Source organism: Paraburkholderia sp. J7, from assembly GCF_905220155.1.
Classification (GTDB): Bacteria; Pseudomonadota; Gammaproteobacteria; order Burkholderiales; family Burkholderiaceae; genus Paraburkholderia.
In genome coordinates this window covers 149,719-168,461 of the sequence record NZ_CAJMYZ010000022.1, presented here as the reverse complement: position 1 = coordinate 168,461, position 18,743 = coordinate 149,719, and the positions used below count along the sequence as shown (strand labels likewise).

The window sequence follows — 18,743 nt, the reverse complement described above, 5'->3', positions numbered from 1 at the left end:
GCCCGTCGTTTTACTGCAGGGTTCCTGGTTTCAGTCCGCGCGGCGACGGAATACGAGATCCCACACGCCGTGGCCGAGCCGCAGACCGCGGCGTTCGAACTTCGTCACCGGTCGGTAGTCGGGGCGCGGCGCGTAGTCGGCGGCCGTGTTCTCGAGAGCGGGTTCCGCGCTGAGTACTTCGAGCATCTGCTCGGCGTAGTTCTGCCAGTCGGTTGCGCAATGCAGGTACGCACCCGGCTTCATGCGCGAGACGAGGTGCGCGACGAACTTCGGCTGAATCAGGCGGCGCTTGTGATGGCGCGTCTTGTGCCACGGGTCGGGGAAGAAGATGTGCACGCCGTCGAGGCTCGCCGGCGCGATCATGTGCTCGAGCACTTCCACGGCGTCGTGCTGGATGATGCGGATGTTCTCCAGATTCTGCTCGCCGATCAGCTTCAGCAACGCTCCCACGCCAGGTTCATGGACTTCGACGCCGAGGAAGTCGTCCTCCGGGCGCAATGCGGCGATTTCCGCCGTGCTCGCGCCCATCCCGAAGCCGATCTCCAGGATGCGCGGCGCGTGCCGCTCGAACACGGCGTCCCAGTCGGTGGCTTCCGGCGCGTAGGGCACGACGAAGCGCGGGCCGAGTTCGTCCATCGCACGACGCTGGCCGGTCGAGACACGGCCGGCGCGAGTCACGAAGCTGCGGATGCGGCGGTGGTGCAGCGCGTCGCCGGCGGGCGACCCGGATTGCTCGTTCGTGTCGGAGGCGGCGTCTTGTGCGTCTGACGATGTGCTGTCGGGACGGGCGGCGTCGTTGGGTTCGTGATTCATCTTCGCGGGTGGGTGTGAGAGCGGCGGATTTCGCGGCTGTCGATAATCGGGGCAGGCTTGGTGCTGGCCATTTCGCGGGCTGTTCAGGGCAGCATATTGCCCGGCGCGAGGCGCCACGGTGTGGCCTGATGCCTTGTGGGCCGCTTTTGCGTTCGCCAGAACCGGCGGCGGCCATCGGCCCGGCGGGGCGGGCGCGGCGCACGTGAAGCGCAGCGGCTCCAAAGCCGTCGCGCATTATATCAGCGCACTCGCACGGGTCCGGCGGCTGGCGGGCGGCGGCGGGGTGGCTGCTCCTCGCAGCGGCACCTCAATCGGCCGAAACCACGACCCGCATGCGCGTGGGTTCGTTCAGCTCGAACGCGTTCGCACGCCCGGCGCGCACGTCGAACAGGAGTCGCGTGAGGTCGGCGGCAGTGGCGCGCAGGCGCTCGGCTTCGGCTAATGGGCGTTCGTCGGCGTCGGCGAGAAGGGATTGGCGCGAGCGCACGATCAGGGCGATCGCGCTCGGCCGGGACATGAAAAATTGATCCATCGGAGGACTGGTGCGCCATAGGGCGCGCAGCGAGTCGTTATGCGGCAGTCGAGCGAAATGCGTGGCGGCTGACCTGCTCGCGGCGCGTGCGGGAGGACCCGAGGAGCGCCAGAGTGCATAGTGCAACGGAGGAATTCAGGTCGTGCCCGGCATGTGCCGGTCGGGCGGGCAAGGCGTCCCGGGAGGGGCGCAGTTCAAAAGCCCTGGCCTCGAAGAGAGGTCGGCAAGCCGACGTGGAGCGGGCGATGGGAATCGAACCCACGTCATCAGCTTGGGAAGCTGAGGTAATGGCCATTATACGACGCCCGCAGAGCGCGCCATTTTACGCGGTTTTGACCGCTTTGCGCAACGCTGCGGTCAAACTACGCGGCGCGCTGGGCGCGCCGCCGGCGCACTGGCGTGTGCGTGGATACGTCCCCGGACGCCGCTCAGATACCAAACAGCGTGAGCGAAACAGCTGCGCGCGTGACCACCATCAGCAGCACCTGCACGATCACGAAGAGCAGGATCGGCGAGAGGTCGAGGCCGCCCAGGTTCGGCAGGATACGGCGCAGCGGATTGAGGAACGGCGCCGTCAGCTGGAACAGCACCGGCATCGCCGCCGAGCGCGGATTGAGCCACGAGAGCAGCGCCATCAGGATCGTCAGCCAGATCAGCAGGTTCAGCGCCCACTTCACCAGCGTGAGCACGGCAACGATGAGAAGCGTCGGCAACAGAGCTAGCGGGTCCACGCCCGCGATCCAGACCATGAGCAGCACGTAAGCAATGGCCGAGATCAGCGCGGCGACCACGCTTGCCCAGTCGATGCCGCGCACGCCGGGAATCACGTGCCGCAGCGGCAGCACCAGCCAGTTGGTGACCTGCTGGATCGCGTGGGTCACGGGGTTGTACGGCGGCACACGCACGTACTGGAGCCAGGCGCGCAGCAGCAGGGCGGCGCCGAACAGCGTGAAGACCGTATTGAGCAGAAAGCGGGCGATATCGCCGAACATCGGTGTTGTTTCCTTCTTGTGTTGGGTGGCGGCGCACCTGGCGTGTGGCGGCCGATGAAAGGTCTAGTCGAAGTCCGCTCGTCCCTGCAGGCCGAGCGGAGCACGTCAGACGGACACCTTGACCTCGCTGATCAGAATGGTGCCATTTCCGCCGTCGGTGTAGTTGGGAATGTCGTCGAGGAGGGTGTCGGCATTCGGTTGAAATGCCGCGTAGAACGCGTCCATCGTCTCGAACAGAAAGTGTCCAGCCGCGACGTACGGCGGCGGCGTGCCCGGCGGCCCCGCATTGATGCCGATGTCGACCGACCAGCCCTTGAGCGATTCGCCAAAGAGCTTTGCCGCGAGCGGCATGTGGTGCGTGCAGTAGTACCCGGTGTCGAAACGCCCGTTCTCGCGATACGGATAGAGGATGCTGACCTTGATCATTGTGCGTTCTCGTCGGTGAGTCCCAAGGGCGCGCGTTGCGTGCGGTTGCGATGCGCGCGCCGTCGCCACATTACCACGGCTCACGCCTCGCCAGTATGGGCGAACGATGCAGCCGCACGGGTTTGGCGCGCAGCTGCAGGTGCGGTTTCCGGCGTGCGCGCCGCACAGAATGGCTGCACTCGCAGCAGGCTTTTCTGCGAACAGATACAGTGTTTCCGACAGACCGCGTCAGACAGGGGCCTTACGACCCGAGTGTTGCGCCGCAGCCGCGCGGTGCGAGAAATGTTCGCTTTCGTACCGAGCACGTGCCGACCGAGCGACTACAAATGACACGGACGGGCGCGACGTCGCTACCGACCGCTTCACGCGGCACGGTTTCTGCTGATGGCTGGCGGGCGCGCCTGTGCGCAGCACCCGAGCCCAGCACGGGGCAGCCGCAACGAACAGTGCGCGGCGCGTATACGGCGCCCGTGAGGCTATCTCGCAACACTGCCATTGTTGTCGCGGAATCTAAGCACAATACTTTTCATTGTTTCGGTTTCGTTGTTGCAGTCGTGCAATTGGGTTTGTTCCTGTCGGTAGTCCGATTCGGGGAGTTCACCATGAGCATCTTCGCTTACCGAAAGCATCTGCGGTTTCTCACGCCATTTCAGCGCCGCCGCTGGTGGGATCAGAAGAAGCGCCTGACACCGCGCGTTCGCATCAGCGGCGCCTATGTGCCACCGAACGTCACGCGCGAGTTCACCTACGTGAAGGTCGGATAGCGGAGAGTGTGTTCCAGTGCGGCGGCGGATTGCGCGCCGTCGGCAAGTCGGACGAGATGCCCGGTTCCAGAACCGGGCATCGTCGTTTACAGTCTCGCCGCGCGCAGGCGGCTGCGGTCGAAGGTCGGCAGCCCAACCAATTTGTAATCAAACATTACCGGGAGACTCGCCTCCTGACGCCCTCGCGCAGGTAACAATGACAGCGCCCTCGTTTTTGTAACGAATGGCGTCGTGACCGGCCGCGTGTGCGGTGATTTTTCACGGCAGCCGCGCCCACTGGGCTTGACGCGCTGTTAAGCGCCCCCCAAGTCGCATTGCAATTCGAAACAAATGGCTACCAATGCCGGCCGCCGTTTTCGATACATTGAATGCGTGGGCAGTGCCCGTAATATGCGCGTCGCCGCTGGCGGCCGCCAGGAGAAGAGAAGTGAAAAAGACCGTATCGTTCATCGTTGCCGCCGCGCTGGGTGTGGGGTTCGTCAGCGCGGCCCAGGCGCACGTCTCGGTGGGTATCGGCATTGGCATTCCGGTGGCCCCGGTTTATCCCGTCTATGCTGCGCCGGTCTACGCACCGCCGCCCCCGCCCGTGGTCTATGCGCCGCCGCCGGTGGTGTACGCTCCGCCGCCTGCTGTCGTCGTTGGCGGCTACTACGGCCGTCCGTACTGGCATCACGGCTACTACCGCGGCGGCGGCTATTACGGCCATGGGTACTACGGCCACGGCGGCTACTACCGTCGTTGAGCGTGACGGGCGGGGCACGCCGCCCGGCCGCAAGTTTGACGAACAGCGCAACGCCGGCTCACGCCGCGTTGCGCTGTTTGTTTTTTGGCCCCGCTTTCACCGGCGGCACTGCGCGCTTGACGCGGATTACGTCACGCCCGCGCCCTGCAGGATCAGGTCGCGATAGCCGTGCACGATCACGCTGTACGAGAAGTATGCGAACAGCAGCGCCGAAAGCACGTGACAGGCGCGCAGCAGACCGGTGCCGGCCCGCTTGCGGCCGTGACTGGCCAGTCCGCAAAGGAACAAGGTCCAGCCGAGCCCGCCCGCAAAAAAGCCCAGCAGAAAGAGCGAAGCAGCGCCGGCGCTCGTTGCTCCCGACTTGGCGATAAGCGCGCCGCCGACAGCGGCAAACCAGAGAATGGCGCTCGGCGACGAGAGCGCGAGCAGCACGCCGCGCCCGAAACTGCGCCATGGGTTGGGCAGCGGCGCGGCGTTGTCGGCTTCGCCTTCCACGGGCGGCGCCGATGCCGGATTGAGCGCTTCGCGCGCCATCTTCCACGTGAGCATGAGCAGCAGGGCGGAGCCGCCGATCCACACGATCCAGCGCACGGGCGAAAACTGCAGCAGCGCGGCCATGCCCGCAAGCGCGAGCGCGGCATAGATGAGGTCGCCGAGACACGAGCCGAGCCCCAGCCAGAAGCCCGAACGGAAGCCGTGCGTGAGCGTGAGCGAGATGATGGCGACGTTGACGAGACCGATGTCGAGGCAAAGCGAAAGCGACAGAAAAAAGCCGTCGGAAAGCAGGGAAACGTGAGACATGAAAACGATTTCTTGTTGGTATGGGACTGCGTGCCGCGCACGCCCGCATCGCAGGAAGCGGGCGTCGCGGCTCAAACGTGCTTCAAACGCCGATGCACAGATACTTCAGCTCGACATATTCGTCGATGCCATATTTCGACCCCTCGCGCCCGAGGCCCGACTGCTTCACGCCGCCAAACGGCGCGACCTCGTTCGAAATGAGTCCGGTGTTGATCCCGACCATGCCGTACTCGAGCGCTTCCGCCACGCGCCAGACGCGGCCGATGTCGCGGCTATAGAAGTAGGAGGCGAGGCCGAATTCGGTGTCGTTGGCGAGGCCGATGACTTCGGCTTCGTCGCTGAAGCGAAATACCGCCGCGACCGGGCCGAAGGTTTCCTCGCGCGCGATCAGCATGTCGCGCGTGACGTCGGCAAGCACGGTGGGCTCGACATAGCGCCCCGAGCTGACCTTGCCGCCCGCCACGAGCCTCGCGCCCTGGGCAGTTGCGTCGCTAATGTGCTGCACGACCTTGGCGACGGCCGCGTCGTCGATCAGCGGCCCCTGGTTCACGCCATCTTCGAAGCCGTTGCCCACCGTGATCTTGCGTGAGGCGGCGGCGAGCTTCTCGACGAAGGCGTCGTACACCTTGTCGTGCACATAGAAGCGGTTCGTGCAGACGCAGGTCTGGCCCGCGTTGCGGTACTTCGAGATCATTGCGCCTTCCACGGCGGCGTCGAGATCGGCGTCGTCGAACACGATGAAGGGGGCGTGGCCGCCCAGCTCGAGGGCGATTTTCTTGACTGTCGGCGCGCACTGTTCCATGAGGATGCGGCCCACTGGCGTCGATCCGGTGAACGAGAGATGGCGCACGACATCGCTTTCGCACAGCGCTTTGCCGATCTCGATGGAGTTCGCCGAGTCGGCGGTGACCACGTTGAACACGCCCTTGGGCACACCCGCGCGCTGCGCCAGTTCTGCGAGCGCGAGCGCGCAAAGCGGTGTTTGCTCGGCGGGCTTCACGACGATCGTGCAGCCCGCGGCGACGGCTGGCGCGACCTTGCGCGTGATCATCGCGATCGGGAAATTCCACGGGGTGATCGAGGCGCACACGCCGATCGGCTGCTTGAGCACGACGAGCTTGCGGTCGTTGGCGGGGCTCGCGAGCACGTCGCCGTTCACGCGCTTGGCCTCTTCGGCAAACCACTCCAGGAACGACGCGCCGTAGATCACTTCGCCGCGCGCTTCGGCGAGCGGCTTGCCTTGCTCGGCGGTCATGATCGCGGCGAGGTCGTCGGCGTGCTCGATCACGAGGTCGAACCAGCGCCGCAGCACGGCCGCACGCTCCTTGCCGGTCTTCGCGCGCCATGCCGGCAGTGCGGCATTCGCGGCCGCGATGGCGCGATGCGCCTCATCGGCGCCGAAGTCGGGCAGGCTCGCGATTTCGCTGTTGTCGGCGGGGTCGAGCACGGCGAACGTGGCCGCTCCGCCACTCCATTCGCCGTCGATGTACGCGCGGGTCTTGAAGAGGGCGGGATCGTTCAGTTGTGTCAGGCGCTCCGATGCGGACAAGCTCATCTTAGAGTCTCCTCAGGTTCACTGGCGCCGCGGCTCGTGCCTTGCACGAGGCGCGACGCGGTAAGCGCGGCGTCGCGAAAAAGGCGTCGCGGATCAATCGGCCGGCGTGGCGCTCGAGGCTTCACGCCTGGCAATCAACGCCCGGTAACGCCGGGTCGCGAGGCCCGGCGCGCTAGCTGTGGCCAAGGCCGAGCTCGTCGTAGAGACGGTCGACGCGCGTTTTCACGGCCGCATCCATCTCGATGGCGCGGCCCCATTCCCGGTCTGTTTCTCCGGGCCACTTGTTGGTGGCGTCCAGCCCCATCTTCGAGCCGAGACCGGCCACTGGAGAAGCGAAGTCGAGATAGTCGATCGGCGTGTTCTCGACGAGGACCGTGTCGCGCGCAGGATCGATGCGCGTGGTGATCGCCCAGATCACTTCCTTCCAGTCGCGGATGTCCACGTCATCGTCGACTACGACGATGAACTTTGTATACATGAACTGGCGCAGGAAGCTCCATACCCCGAACATCACGCGCTTGGCGTGCCCGGGGTAGCTCTTCTTTATCTGCACGATCGCCATGCGGTAGCTGCACCCCTCGGGCGGCAGATAGAAGTCGGTGATCTCGGGAAACTGCTTCTGCAAGAGCGGCACGAACACTTCGTTGAGCGCAACGCCGAGCACTGCCGGCTCGTCGGGTGGCTTGCCCGTGTACGTCGAATGGTAGATCGCATCGCGTCGCATGGTGATGCGCTCGACCGTGAAGACGGGGAACCACTCCTGTTCGTTGTAATAGCCCGTGTGGTCGCCGTAGGGGCCTTCGAGCGCGTGCTCGTACGAGGCGCTCGCGCCTTTGGCGGGGCGCGGCGGCGCACCAGCAGGTGCGGGGCCGGGCTCGCCCGCGTGCGGGTAGATGAAGCCCTCGAGCACGATCTCGGCGCGCGCGGGCACCTGGAGCGTGTCGACGCCGGGCGTCAGGCATTTCGCGAGCTCGGTGCGGGCGCCACGCAACAGGCCCGCGAACTGGTATTCGGACAGCGTGTCAGGCACCGGCGTGACGGCACCGAGGATCGTGGCGGGGTCGGCGCCGAGCACGACCGCCACCGGATACGGCTTGCCGGGGTTCTTCAGCGCAAACTCGCGGAAGTCGAGTGCGCCGCCGCGATGCGCGAGCCAGCGCATGATGAGCTTGTTGCGGCCAATGAGCTGCTGGCGGTAGATGCCGAGATTCTGGCGCGTCTTGTTGGGACCGCGCGTGACAGTCAGGCCCCACGTGACGAGCGGTCCGGCGTCGCCGGGCCAGCAGGTCTGGATCGGCAGCTTCGCAAGATCGACGTCATTGCCTTCCCAGACAATCTCCTGGCAGGGTGGCGCGCTCACGGTCTTCGGCGCCATGTCCCAGACGGCCTTGGCGAGTGTGAGGAGTTTGCCTGCGTCCTTCAGGCCGCGCGGCGGCTCGGGCTCCTTGAGTGCCGAGAGCAGGCGTCCCACGTCGCGCAGCGACTCCAGCGCAGCGCCGTCGCCGCCGCTTTCCGGCGCGTCGATGCCCATGCCGAGTGCGACGCGCCGGGGCGTGCCGAACAGATTGCCGAGCACCGGGAACGCGTGCGTCGAACGGTTCTCAAAGAGTAGGGCCGGGCCGCCGGCGCGCAGGACGCGGTCGCACAGCTCGGTCATTTCCAGCACCGGAGAGACAGCTTGCGGAACGCGGCGCAATTCGCCGAGCGTCTCCAGGCGACCAACGAAGTCGCGCAGGTCTTTGTATTTCATTGGGGGCCAGTCTTGGACAACTCAGTGGGCAACTCGCTGGGCAACCCGGCAGGCGCGGCTCGCGCCGCCAGTACAGGGGCTGGATCGAACAGCTGCACGGCGGTTGCAGGATTGCTGCGGTTCACGGCCGGCGCTTGAAGCCGGGCGAAACGCGGCGTAACGATTGTCGATTTTACCTGTGTTGGTTGGCGCACGCTGATAGCCAATCCGCATAACAAGCCGCAGACCCCCTTGGCGCGCGGTTTCCGACCGATTGAACGGTGTTCATCATTACAATTAGTTATAGATTTGACAATCTATAGTATTGACGATCTATAACAGGCTGCTAGAATCCGTCCACACTGGTTGCAGGGTTTGAAATTTTTAACCACCTTCCCGGCCCTTCAGACGCAACGCGTCGCCGTTTTGCCGAACCCCTGCACGGCTTGCATACGGTCTAGATTGGTTGTTCTTGTCAGCGCCCCTTTGCGCTGGCTTTTCGCGTGAGAACTCCCGGCGCGCGCACATTGCGTGCCTGGTTGTCCAGGAGGAGTTCCACTCACGGCGACTTGCCGTTTTCCCGACACCGCTGCCGCACCAGCCAGGGCGCGCGGTGTCTTGATCCTGTGATTGGCCGTCTGCCTTGTGCCGACTCCTTAGCCGGATCATGCAACATGGGGAGATCTGTAGATGAATACCTGGTTATCGTGGTGGCGCGCCGACGAGCGTGTAGCTCTGGGTCTGCGTGCGCTGCTGCGTCGTGGCACGCGTCTTAGCCATCACCTGTTCAGCATTGTTGGCGGCTGTGCCGTTCTGTTCGCGCTTGCCGTCTGGCTGCTGCCCACGTGGCGCGGCACGCTGGCCGCTCGCGTGATGCCCTTCGTTTCCGCGGCGGTGCAGGCCGGTCCGGCGCGCCTGCTGCAAGGCAACCCGCTGCCCTCGTTCGCGCCCCGCGGCGCCGCGACCAACGACGACAACGCCGACGGCGCGATGCTGCCCACGGCGCTCGCACCCGCTAACGGTGCCGCCGGCCCTGTTGGCGCCACGGGCGTTGCGCCCGCGGGCTCCAACGGCCCGGTCGCGAAGGTTGCGACCGCCGTGTCGAACGGCGGCATCGCCACACTCGACGCTGTGGCGCTCAACGGCCTCGATCCGCGTGCGCTGCCGAGCAACGTCGGCTCGCTCGCGCGCATGATTCCGCCCCAGCGCATCACGCCCGACGCACGCGACGACCGCGTGCTCGTTTCGGCGCGCGAACAGGCGCTCGTCGCCACCTATCTGGCGCGCCGCTACCGCGTTGCGCAGGAGCCGGTTGGCGAACTCGTAAAGGCGGCGTTCGACACCGGCCGTGAAGTGGGGCTTGATCCGCTGCTGCTGCTCGCCGTGATGGCGATCGAATCGGGTTTCAACCCGTACGCCGAAAGCGGTGTGGGTGCGCAGGGCCTCATGCAGGTCATGTCGAAGGTGCACTCGGACAAATTCCAGTATTTCGGCGGCCAAAGGGCGGCGCTCGATCCGCTCGCGAACATCAAGGTCGGTGCGCTGGTGCTCAAGGATTGCATCGCGCGCGGCGGTTCCCTGCCGGGCGGCCTGCGCCTCTACGTCGGTTCGAGTTCGCCCGACGACGGCGGCTACGGCGCCAAGGTAATGGCCGAGCGCGGGCGTCTGCGCGACGTCGCACGCGGCCGCAACGTGCCGATCAACGCGCCGCAGGCGCCCGTCACCAGCACGGCCAGCACGCCTGCGCCGCAGAAGGTGGCGAGCATCAACGGCGAGAAGCGCGTGCACGTGACGCTCGACAACGCCCACGCGATGGTCGAGAAGTCGTCGGCGAACAGCGGTTCCGAGCAGGACGACGCCAGCACGAGCACGACGGCTCAGAAACACGGTTCGTCGGAACTGGGCGCCTGAGTACCGGGCTGAAAGATCAGACGTAACAAAAAAGGCACCCTCGGGTGCCTTTTTCTTTTTCTGTTTGCCGACCCGCGCGGATCAGCGGCCGAAGAACGTGTGCAGCCGGCCGACCGCTTCTTCCAGACGCTCGTACGCCGTGGCATACGAGAGCCGTACATATTGGCGCGGCGCGGCGACGCCAAAGTCCATGCCGGGCACCATCACCGTGCCCGCGTCATGCAGCATCGCGCGGGTGAGCGCGTCGCTGTCGCCGGCGGTGGGGTGCGCGACATTCGAGCAGTCGGCGTAGACGTAGAACGCGCCGTCCGGCACCACGGGCACCGTGAAGCCGAGCGACTCGAGCGCCGGCACGATGAAGTCGCGGCGGCGCTTGAATTCGAGCCGGCGCGCTTCGTAGATCTTGAGCGTGTCCGCCTCGAAGCAGGCAAGCGCGGCATGCTGTGCAAGCGCCGACGCGCAGATGAACAGGTTCTGCGCGAGCTTCTCGAATGCACCCACCAGCGAGGGTGGCACCACGAGCCAGCCCAGGCGCCAGCCGGTCATGTTGAAGTACTTCGAGAAGCTGTTGACGGTCACCACGTCGTCGCCGAACGAAAGCGCGGAGACGGGCGGCGCGTCGTACGAAAGCCCCTGATAGATCTCATCGACGATCGTAAAGCCGCCGCGCGCGCGTACGGTTTGCACGATGCGCCTGAGTTCGTCGGGCTCGATCGACGTGCCAGTGGGGTTCGACGGCGAGGCGAGCAGCACGCCGCGCGTGCGCGGCGACCACAGGTGCTCGACATCGGCGGCGGTGAGCTGGTAGCGCGCCTCCGGGCCGCTCGGCACGAGCACCGGCTTGCCTTCCGCGGCGGCCACGAAGTGCCGGTTGCACGGATAGCAGGGGTCGGGCATCAGCACTTCGTCGTCGCGGTCGACGAGCGCCGTGCATGCGAGCAGGAGCGCCGCCGAGGCGCCCGCCGTCACGACGATGCGCGCGGGGTCGACCGTGAGGCCGTAGGCGAGCTGGTAATGCGCGGCGATTGCCTCGCGCAGCGCGTGGATACCGAGTGCGCTCGTGTATTGGGTGACGCCGCGACGCAGCGCGGCGGCGGCGGCCTCGACGACGGGCTCGGGCGCCGTGAAGTCCGGTTCGCCGATGCCCATGTGGATGATGTCGCGTCCGGCGCGCTCGAGCTTTGCGGCTTCCTTCGCCAGTTCCATGACGTAGAAAGGCTGGATCTCGTCGACGCGCGCGGCTAGCCGCAGCAGCGGTTCGGCAACGATGTTCATGCGGGTAGTTCCAGTACTGACAGATCACGCGGCGCGCGGGGCAGGGCGCTCAGGCGCACCGCTTGCCCCGGCGGCTCGCGTTCTTACGACTTGCGGGCGTTTTGTGCTTCGGTGGCGCGCAGTTGCGCCGCGAGCTTGTCGAGCACGCCGTTCACGTACTTGTAGCCGTCCGAGCCGCCAAAGGTCTTCGTGAGCTCGACCGCCTCGTTGATCACGACGCGATACGGAATGTCGACGTGATGCTTGAACTCGTAGGTCGCGACGAGCAGCACAGCGCGTTCGACCGGCGAAAGCTGCTCGATCGGACGGTCGAGGCACGGCGTGATGGAGGCGGACAGTTCGTCCGACTCGCGGATGACGCCGTGCAGGATCGCGTCCAGATGCTCGTGATCGGCCTTGTCGTAGCCCTGCGAACCGCGCAGCTGCGCGTCGATCTCGCCGGCGGGCACACCCGACAGCAGCCACTGATACAACCCCTGCGTGGCCAGTTCGCGGGAGCGGCGGCGCGCGCTCTTCATTGCTGTTCCTCTTCGTCTTCCTCGTCTTCTTCTTCGTCGTCGCCGCCGTCAAGCTGCTCCAACGCCACCGTCAGGTTCGCCATTTCAACGGCGACACGCGCGGCGTCACGACCCTTTTCCGTCATGCGGGCCACGGCCTGCTCGTCGTTTTCGGTGGTGAGCACGGCGTTTGCGATAGGCACGTTGAAGTCGAGCGAGACGCGCGAGATGCCCGAGCCGCTTTCGTTCGAGACGAGTTCGAAGTGGTACGTCTCGCCGCGCACGACCGCGCCGAGCGCGATGAGGGCGTCGAACTGGCCGCTTTCGGCGAGCTTTTGCAGCGCGAGCGGGATTTCGAGTGCGCCCGGCACGGTGACGAGCAGCACGTCTTCGCCCGTCACGCCGAGGCGCTCGAGCTCTTCGATGCAGGCGTCGGCAAGGCCGTTGCAGACGGGTTCGTTAAAGCGCGACTGGACGATGCCGATGCGCAGTCCGTCGCCGTCGAGGTTCGGTTGGTATTGTCCGATTTCCATGTGGTGTCCGTAAGTTCGGTTGAGCGTGGTGACGCGTGAAATGAGCGCGATGCGACTTCAGGCGCGCGACGAGGCAGGGTCAGCGGCTTCCGGCGGGCAGGGCGCTTCTGCATTGCCGCCGGGCATCGGCACGAAGCCGGTGACTTCGAGGCCGTAGCCCGACATGCTGCCGAGGCGGCGCGGCTTCGAGAGCACCTGCATGCGGCCCACGCCGAGTTCGCGAAGGATCTGCGCGCCGATGCCGTAGGTCTTGAAGTCCACGGGCCGGCGCGCGAGCGCCTCCGCGCGCTCTTTCTGGTCGAACGCCTTGAAGACGTCGATCAGGTGTTCCTTGGGTTCGCCGCAGTTGAGCATGACGATCACGCCCACGTCGCGCGAGGCGATCTCGCGCATGGCGGCGTCGAGCGTCCAGGAATGCGTGGACGAGCCCGTTTCGAGCAGGTCCAGCACCGAGAGCGGCTCGTGCACGCGCACGGGCGTATCGATGCCGGGCTTGGGCGTGCCGCGCACGAGCGCAATGTGCGGCGTGCGCGTGGGGTGATCGACGTACATGATCGCGCGGAACGGGCCGTGCGCCGTTTGCATGGTGCGTTCGGCCACGCGCTCGACGATCGATTCGGTACGGCTGCGATAGTGGATCAGGTCGGCGATGGTGCCGACCTTCAGGCCGTGCTCCTGCGCGAACTCGATGAGGTCGGGCAGGCGCGCCATCGTGCCGTCGTCCTTGATGACCTCGCAGATCACGGAGGCAGGCGTCAGGCCCGCGAGCGCCGTGAAGTCGCAGCCCGCTTCGGTGTGGCCCGCGCGCACGAGCACGCCGCCCGGCTGCGCCATGATCGGGAACACGTGGCCGGGCTGCACGATGTGCTCGGCGCGCGCGTCGTGCGCAACGGCGGCCTGGATCGTGCGCGCGCGGTCGGCGGCGGAAATGCCGGTCGTGACGCCTTCTGCGGCTTCGATGCTGACCGTGAACGCCGTGCCGTACTGCGTGCCGTTGCGGTAGGTCATGAGCGGCAGGTTGAGCAGCTTGCAGCGCTCCTGGGTGAGCGTGAGGCAGATCAGCCCGCGGCCGTACTTTGCCATGAAGTTGATGGCTTCAGGCGTGACGAACTCCGCAGCGATGACGAGGTCGCCCTCGTTTTCCCGGTCTTCTTCGTCGACGAGGATGACCATCTTGCCGGCTTTGAGCTCGGCGATGATCTCAGGGGTGGAGGCGAGCGTCATGTTGGGATTCTGGCTGCGATTCTGGCTGGAAAGGCCACATTTTACGCCACGCGGGCGGGCGCGTCGCCCAGAACGCGGGACAGCGCCACGCCTTTTGCCTGGTGGCCCTGTGTTCCGGCGTATCTGCGCGGCGGCGGGCGGGCTTCCGTGTTGGCCGAACGGCCGACTGGTGCGCGAATCGCACATATTCCACACTAGTAACGCTTGACGTTATTAACGCGAGACGTTACTATCCATGCCGATTACTTCCTTTGCATGCCGCGACACCGCGGCGCTTTTCGCCGGGCGACGTGTCGCCCGCTTCGTTGCCATTGAAACGGTCGCGATGCGCAAGCTGCAGCAGATCCACGCGGCCGCCACGCTCGCGTTCCTGAGGGCGCCGCCGGGTAACCGGCTGGAGAGTCTCTCCGCGGAGCTGGAAGGCTGGTACAGCATCCGCATCAACGGGCAGTGGCGCATCTGCTTTCATTTCGCTGGCGGCGAGGCATCGGACGTACGCATCGTGGACTATCACTGAGGAGCAAAACCATGGCACGTGAAGTACCGCTTGCCACACCGGGCGAGATTCTGAACGAAGAGTGGCTCAAGCCGATGGGCATCAGCCAGTACGCACTCGCCAAGGCGATCGGCGTGCCGCCGCGCCGTATCAACGAGATCGTGCTCGGCAAGCGCGCCATCACGGCGGACACCGCAGTGCGCCTTGCGGTGTATTTCGGCACCGACGCGCGCAGCTGGATGGAACTGCAGGCGCACTACGACACGGAAATCGCCAGCGAAGCGCTGGCCGAGGTGCTCGCGCGCATCACGCCGCACGCGCGCGCCGTTCCCGCCTGAGCCGGCTTGCGGCGGGAGGGCGCGAGCACCTGGGCGTGCGGCGTCAGCGCAGGATCACGTCGTCGGCGAGCCCCTTTGTCAGTTCCAGCGCCTGGCGCTCGAACAGGCGCCGGTACAGGCCGTTCTCGCGGCGCACGAGGGCGTCATGCGTGCCTTCCTCCGCTACGCGTCCGCGCTCGAGCACCAGCAACCGGTCGAGCGCGCGCACCGTCGAAAGCCGGTGTGCGACAACCACGGTCGTGCGGCCCTCCATGAGTCGCTCCATGGCTTGCTGGATCAGCACTTCGCTTTCACTGTCGAGACTCGAGGTCGCTTCGTCGAAGATCAGGATCGGTGCATTTGCGAGAAACGCGCGCGCGATCGCCACGCGCTGGCGCTCACCGCCCGAGAGCTTCACGCCGCGTTCGCCCACGAGCGTGTCGTAGCCATGCGGCAGCGCCACGATGAAGTCGTGGGCGCTAGCAAGCTTCGCCGCACGCTCGATCTCGGCGTGTGTGGCGCCAGGCCGGGCGTAAGCGATGTTCTCGGCAAGCGAGCGGTGAAACAGCACCGGCTCCTGCTGCACGATGGCGATCTGCGAGCGCAGCGACGTCTGCTGTACGCGCGCGATGTCCTGGCCGTCGATCGTGATGCGCCCTCCGGAAACGTCGTAAAGGCGCTGGATCAGCTTGATGAGCGTGGTCTTGCCGGAGCCCGAATGACCGACGAGGCCCACGCGCTCGCCCGGTGCGATGCGTAGCGTAAGGTTCTCGTAAAGCGCCCTCGCGTCCGCGTTCGCGCCATAGCGGAACGTCATGTTCTCGAAGCGGATGTCGCCCTGATCGACCACGATCGGCGGTGCGTCGGTCAGGTCCTCGATGCCGAGCGGCGCCGCGTCGAGCGAGACGAGCTCTTCCATGTCGTTGACCGAGCGCTGCAGGTTGCGCACGTGCATACCCACATCGCGCAGATAACCCTTGAGCAGGAAGAACAGCGTGAGCGCGAACGTAATGTCGCCCACGCTCGCGAGACCGCGTGCCCAAAGCAGCAGCGCTGCGCCGAGGATGGCCGCCTGCATGCCAACGAGCAGCGCGCCCTGCACGCCACCATTGAGCGTGCCGCGCCGCCACGTGCGCCGCGTGCGGCTGCTCCACTTCGATACGACGCGCGCGAGCCGCGCTTCCTCGCGCGTTTCCGCGCCGAAGGCTTTCACGACGGCGTTGCACGAAATGGCGTCGGCGAGTGCGCCGCCCATCTTCGTGTCCCACTGGTTCGCGAGCCGAGCCGAAGGCGCAACGTAAAAGAGCGACAGCGAGACCGTGATCGCCAGATACACCGCCGAGCCAAGGCCGACCACGAGGCCCATGACATGCCACTGCACCGCGAGCAGGATGGTCGAGCCGACCAGCATGACGAGCGACGGGAAGAGGGCAACGAGCAGCGTGTCGTTGAGCAGGTCGAGCGCCCACATGCCGCGCGTGACCTTGCGCACCGTGGAACCCGCGAAGCTGTTCGCGTGCCAGTCCGTCGAGAAGCGTTGCACGCGGTGAAATGCCTGCGTGGCGATCTCGCTCATCATGCGCAGCGTTAGCGTGATGATGTTGCGGTACGCGGCCTGCCGCATGATCGTGCCGGCGAGCCCGAGCGCCGTGAGCGCCCAGAACGCGACGACCGCCGCATGCCATGCGGCAGCGCTGCTCGCGGCGCCGTCGTGGGTGAGGGCGTCGACGAGCTGGCCTGCGTAGTGCGGCGTAAGCACGTCCGCGAGCGCGCCGAGCAGCGAGGCGAGCGCCACGGCCGTCACGCGCGCAGGCTGGCGCGCCCAATGCCGGAAGGTGAAGCCCAGGACCTTGCGGAACGTTTGTCCGCCCGATTCGGGTTTGTTATTTAGCTCTGTCATGGACAGCATGCCCCGGACGTGGCGCCCGAAGACTCTCCTGAAGGAAGCATGAAGCGTTGAGACGGAAAACGGGACTAGCGCGCCCTGGCATGTGTTGCCGGACGGCCTGACCGCGAATTCTCGGAAATACACGGCGCGGCGTTTGAAAACAGGCCGCGCGGGACGCGCTATGGCTGCGCTGGAAGCGGGAAGGTCGCGTGGCGAGACGCGACTTGCAACATCACCCGGACCATCGGCATGGCGGCGCTCGTTTCAATCGTTGCCAACTGTGCCTCCTTGTTCGATTCGGGTGATGGGAACGCGGCAGGCCGTGCGGCGAGCGCGTAGGGAAAGGCTAGATTCTATCAGCGCCCCGGCGCGCGTGCTTGCGCGCGCCCGGGGCATGCATTGCGCTGGCTCAGCCGTTTTCAGTCCTGTGCGGCCGAACCGGCTGCCTTGTCGGCCGAGAGCATGCGCTCCACATACCGCGCAATCAGATCGATCTCGAGATTCACCTTCGTGCCAGCCTGAAGATGCTTGAGCGTGGTCACTTCCACGGTGTGGGGGATCAGGTTGATCGAGAATTCGCAGCCGTCGGCGCGATCGTCGACCGAGTTGACCGTGAGGCTCACGCCGTTCACGGTGATCGAGCCCTTGTAGGCGAGATAGCGGCCGATTTCCGCCGGCGCGAGAATGCGCAGCTCGTGCGACTCGCCCACGGGCGCAAAGCGCGTGACGGTGCCAAGACCGTCCACATGACCCGAGACGATGTGGCCGCCCAGACGGTCGTTTGCGCGCAGCGCCTTCTCGAGGTTCACTTCGCCCGTTGCTGCGAGGCCCACGGTGCGGTTCAGGCTTTCGCGCGAAACATCGACGTCGAAACTCGTTGCCGACTTCTCGATGACGGTCATGCACGCGCCCTGGATCGCGATGCTGTCGCCGAGCTGCACGTCGTCGAGGCCGAGGTCGCCCGCGTTGACGGTCAGGCGCACGCCGGCGTCGGCTTCGGTGCCGAGCGGTTTGATCGATTCGATGCGGCCCACTGCCGCGACGATTCCGGTAAACATCGTGCTGTTCCTTGTGTTCAGTGCATCAGTGAGGGTCAGGCGTCTTGCGTCGTGACGACGCGCGCAAGAATGCGCAGGTCGTTGCCGAGACGATCGACGGAATGAAATGCGAGGCGCGTGCGCTCGTCGAGCGTTGCGGGCGCGGCGATGTCGATCATGCCGAGCGAGTTCGTGCCGAGCAGCGACGGCGCCACGTACACGAGCAACTCATCCACGCAGCCTTCGCGCAGGAGCGACCCGTTGAGCTTGTAGCCGGCTTCCACGTGCAGCTCGTTCACGCCGCGCGCGGCGAGTTCCGCGAGCATGGCCGGCAGATCGACCTTGCCTCGATCGTTGCCAAGCGCAACGATTTCGGCGCCGCGCACGCGCAGCGCTTCGGCGCGTTCTTCGTTGCTCGCATCGAGCGCCGCGCAGAACACGAGTGTCGGCGCGCCCACGAAAATTTGCGCGAGCGGCGAGACGTCGAGCCGGCTGTCGATCAGCACGCGCTTGGGCTGGCGTGGCGTGTCGACGGCGCGCACGGTCATGCGCGGATCGTCTTCCTTCACCGTGCCGATACCCGTGAGAATGGCCGAGGCGCGCGCGCGCCAGGCGTGGCCGTCGGCGCGCGCGGCTTCGCCCGTGATCCATTGGCTTTCGCCCGAGGGCAGGCCGGTGCGGCCGTCGAGCGATGCGGCCATCTTCATGCGCACCCACGGGCGCTTGCGCGTCATGCGCGAAACGAAGCCGATGTTCAGCTCGCGCGCCTCGTTGGCGAGCAGCCCGCAGCGCACGTCGATACCCGCGTCGCGCAGGATCGACAGGCCACGGCCCGATACGAGCGGGTTCGGGTCCTCCATCGCAGCGATGACGCGTCCGACCTTCGCTTCGATCAACGCGTTCGCGCAGGGCGGCGTGCGGCCGAAGTGGCTGCACGGCTCGAGCGTCACATAGGCCGTCGCGCCGCGCAGGTCGTGGCCGCGCGCGCGGGCGTCCTTCATCGCCTGGATTTCGGCGTGGTCCTGTCCCGCCGGCTGCGTGAAGCCCTCGCCAATTACCACGCCGTCCTTCACCAGTACGCAACCCACGCGCGGGTTCGGGTCGGTCGTGTACAGGCCGCGCTGCGCGAGCGCGAGTGCACGCTCCATGTGGACGAAATCGGATTGCGAAAACATCGTCAGGCTTTCTCTCGGGCGGCGGTCAGGTGGTGG

The 18,743-nt window shown here is 66.1% G+C and carries 19 protein-coding genes and 1 tRNA gene; 5 read left to right on the top strand and 15 right to left on the bottom strand.

Features of this window, described 5'->3' with window-relative positions; genetic code table 11:
• Positions 1-30: 30 nt before the first annotated feature.
• The 5 genes from trmB to U5A58_RS30890 form a co-directional block, all read right to left on the bottom strand.
• The gene (gene trmB / locus U5A58_RS30910; RefSeq protein ID WP_321964268.1) at positions 31-813 is read right to left on the bottom strand and encodes a tRNA (guanosine(46)-N7)-methyltransferase TrmB; all 783 of its coding nucleotides are present in this window, start codon (positions 811-813) and stop codon (positions 31-33) included.
• A gap of 307 nt (positions 814-1,120) precedes the next feature.
• Positions 1,121-1,330, bottom strand: coding sequence for a hypothetical protein (locus tag U5A58_RS30905; protein ID WP_321964267.1), 210 nt, complete (start codon positions 1,328-1,330; stop codon positions 1,121-1,123).
• Positions 1,331-1,579: 249 nt separating this feature from the next.
• Positions 1,580-1,654 (bottom strand) — tRNA-Gly (locus U5A58_RS30900).
• Between the two features lie 119 nt (positions 1,655-1,773).
• A complete protein-coding gene (locus tag U5A58_RS30895) occupies positions 1,774-2,337 on the bottom strand; it encodes a YggT family protein (RefSeq protein ID WP_321913940.1) in 564 nt (187 codons plus the stop codon).
• Positions 2,338-2,442: 105 nt separating this feature from the next.
• Positions 2,443-2,763, bottom strand: a complete 321-nt coding sequence (locus U5A58_RS30890; RefSeq protein WP_321913939.1) for an EthD family reductase — start codon at positions 2,761-2,763, stop codon at positions 2,443-2,445.
• 326 nt (positions 2,764-3,089) lie between these two features.
• Here U5A58_RS30890 and U5A58_RS30885 point away from each other — a divergent pair, with 326 nt between their 5' ends.
• Positions 3,090-3,527: a hypothetical protein gene (locus tag U5A58_RS30885; protein WP_321964284.1), complete on the top strand. Its 438-nt coding sequence runs from the start codon at positions 3,090-3,092 to the stop codon at positions 3,525-3,527.
• A 427-nt stretch (positions 3,528-3,954) separates the two neighbouring features.
• A complete protein-coding gene (locus tag U5A58_RS30880; RefSeq protein WP_321913937.1) occupies positions 3,955-4,269 on the top strand; it encodes a hypothetical protein in 315 nt (104 codons plus the stop codon).
• A 126-nt stretch (positions 4,270-4,395) separates the two neighbouring features.
• Here the strand turns inward: U5A58_RS30880 and U5A58_RS30875 are convergent, their stop codons facing one another.
• The 3 genes from U5A58_RS30875 to U5A58_RS30865 all read right to left on the bottom strand — a co-directional run bounded on the left by U5A58_RS30875 (position 4,396) and on the right by U5A58_RS30865 (position 8,375).
• Positions 4,396-5,070 (bottom strand): LysE family translocator, encoded by a 675-nt coding sequence (locus U5A58_RS30875; protein ID WP_321964266.1) that lies wholly within the window; start codon positions 5,068-5,070, stop codon positions 4,396-4,398.
• 82 nt (positions 5,071-5,152) lie between these two features.
• Positions 5,153-6,625 carry an NAD-dependent succinate-semialdehyde dehydrogenase gene (locus U5A58_RS30870; RefSeq protein WP_321964265.1) on the bottom strand — a complete coding sequence of 491 codons (1,473 nt, stop codon included), beginning with the start codon at positions 6,623-6,625 and terminating at the stop codon, positions 5,153-5,155.
• 172 nt (positions 6,626-6,797) lie between these two features.
• The gene (locus tag U5A58_RS30865) at positions 6,798-8,375 is read right to left on the bottom strand and encodes a UbiD family decarboxylase (RefSeq protein WP_321964264.1); all 1,578 of its coding nucleotides are present in this window, start codon (positions 8,373-8,375) and stop codon (positions 6,798-6,800) included.
• 669 nt (positions 8,376-9,044) lie between these two features.
• Between U5A58_RS30865 and U5A58_RS30860 the strand changes: the two genes are divergently transcribed.
• On the top strand, positions 9,045-10,265 hold the full coding sequence (locus U5A58_RS30860; protein WP_321964263.1) for a lytic transglycosylase domain-containing protein: 1,221 nt from the start codon (positions 9,045-9,047) through the stop codon (positions 10,263-10,265).
• Between the two features lie 81 nt (positions 10,266-10,346).
• On the opposite strand, the gene U5A58_RS30855 is transcribed toward U5A58_RS30860, so the two are convergent.
• The 4 genes from U5A58_RS30855 to ribBA all read right to left on the bottom strand — a co-directional run bounded on the left by U5A58_RS30855 (position 10,347) and on the right by ribBA (position 13,794).
• Positions 10,347-11,540 (bottom strand): pyridoxal phosphate-dependent aminotransferase, encoded by a 1,194-nt coding sequence (locus U5A58_RS30855; RefSeq protein WP_321964262.1) that lies wholly within the window; start codon positions 11,538-11,540, stop codon positions 10,347-10,349.
• A gap of 83 nt (positions 11,541-11,623) precedes the next feature.
• Positions 11,624-12,058, bottom strand: a complete 435-nt coding sequence (nusB, locus tag U5A58_RS30850; RefSeq protein ID WP_028205233.1) for a transcription antitermination factor NusB — start codon at positions 12,056-12,058, stop codon at positions 11,624-11,626.
• Entirely contained in the window at positions 12,055-12,570 is a 516-nt protein-coding gene (ribH, locus tag U5A58_RS30845) for a 6,7-dimethyl-8-ribityllumazine synthase (protein WP_321913930.1), read from the bottom strand. Before ribH ends, nusB begins: the two co-directional genes overlap by 4 nt.
• 57 nt (positions 12,571-12,627) lie before the next feature.
• Positions 12,628-13,794 carry a bifunctional 3,4-dihydroxy-2-butanone-4-phosphate synthase/GTP cyclohydrolase II gene (gene ribBA / locus U5A58_RS30840; protein ID WP_321964261.1) on the bottom strand — a complete coding sequence of 389 codons (1,167 nt, stop codon included), beginning with the start codon at positions 13,792-13,794 and terminating at the stop codon, positions 12,628-12,630.
• Positions 13,795-14,029: 235 nt separating this feature from the next.
• On the opposite strand from ribBA, the gene U5A58_RS30835 reads away from it, so the two are divergent.
• Positions 14,030-14,311: a type II toxin-antitoxin system RelE/ParE family toxin gene (locus U5A58_RS30835; RefSeq protein WP_321947112.1), complete on the top strand. Its 282-nt coding sequence runs from the start codon at positions 14,030-14,032 to the stop codon at positions 14,309-14,311.
• A gap of 11 nt (positions 14,312-14,322) precedes the next feature.
• Positions 14,323-14,628: a HigA family addiction module antitoxin gene (locus tag U5A58_RS30830; protein WP_321913927.1), complete on the top strand. Its 306-nt coding sequence runs from the start codon at positions 14,323-14,325 to the stop codon at positions 14,626-14,628.
• Between the two features lie 43 nt (positions 14,629-14,671).
• Here the strand turns inward: U5A58_RS30830 and U5A58_RS30825 are convergent, their stop codons facing one another.
• From U5A58_RS30825 to ribD, 3 genes are all read right to left on the bottom strand, one after another.
• Positions 14,672-16,507: an ABC transporter ATP-binding protein gene (locus tag U5A58_RS30825; RefSeq protein WP_321964260.1), complete on the bottom strand. Its 1,836-nt coding sequence runs from the start codon at positions 16,505-16,507 to the stop codon at positions 14,672-14,674.
• Positions 16,508-16,914: 407 nt separating this feature from the next.
• Entirely contained in the window at positions 16,915-17,553 is a 639-nt protein-coding gene (locus tag U5A58_RS30820; protein WP_321964259.1) for a riboflavin synthase, read from the bottom strand.
• A gap of 35 nt (positions 17,554-17,588) precedes the next feature.
• Positions 17,589-18,707 (bottom strand): bifunctional diaminohydroxyphosphoribosylaminopyrimidine deaminase/5-amino-6-(5-phosphoribosylamino)uracil reductase RibD, encoded by a 1,119-nt coding sequence (ribD, locus tag U5A58_RS30815; RefSeq protein ID WP_321964258.1) that lies wholly within the window; start codon positions 18,705-18,707, stop codon positions 17,589-17,591.
• Positions 18,708-18,743 lie beyond the last annotated feature (36 nt).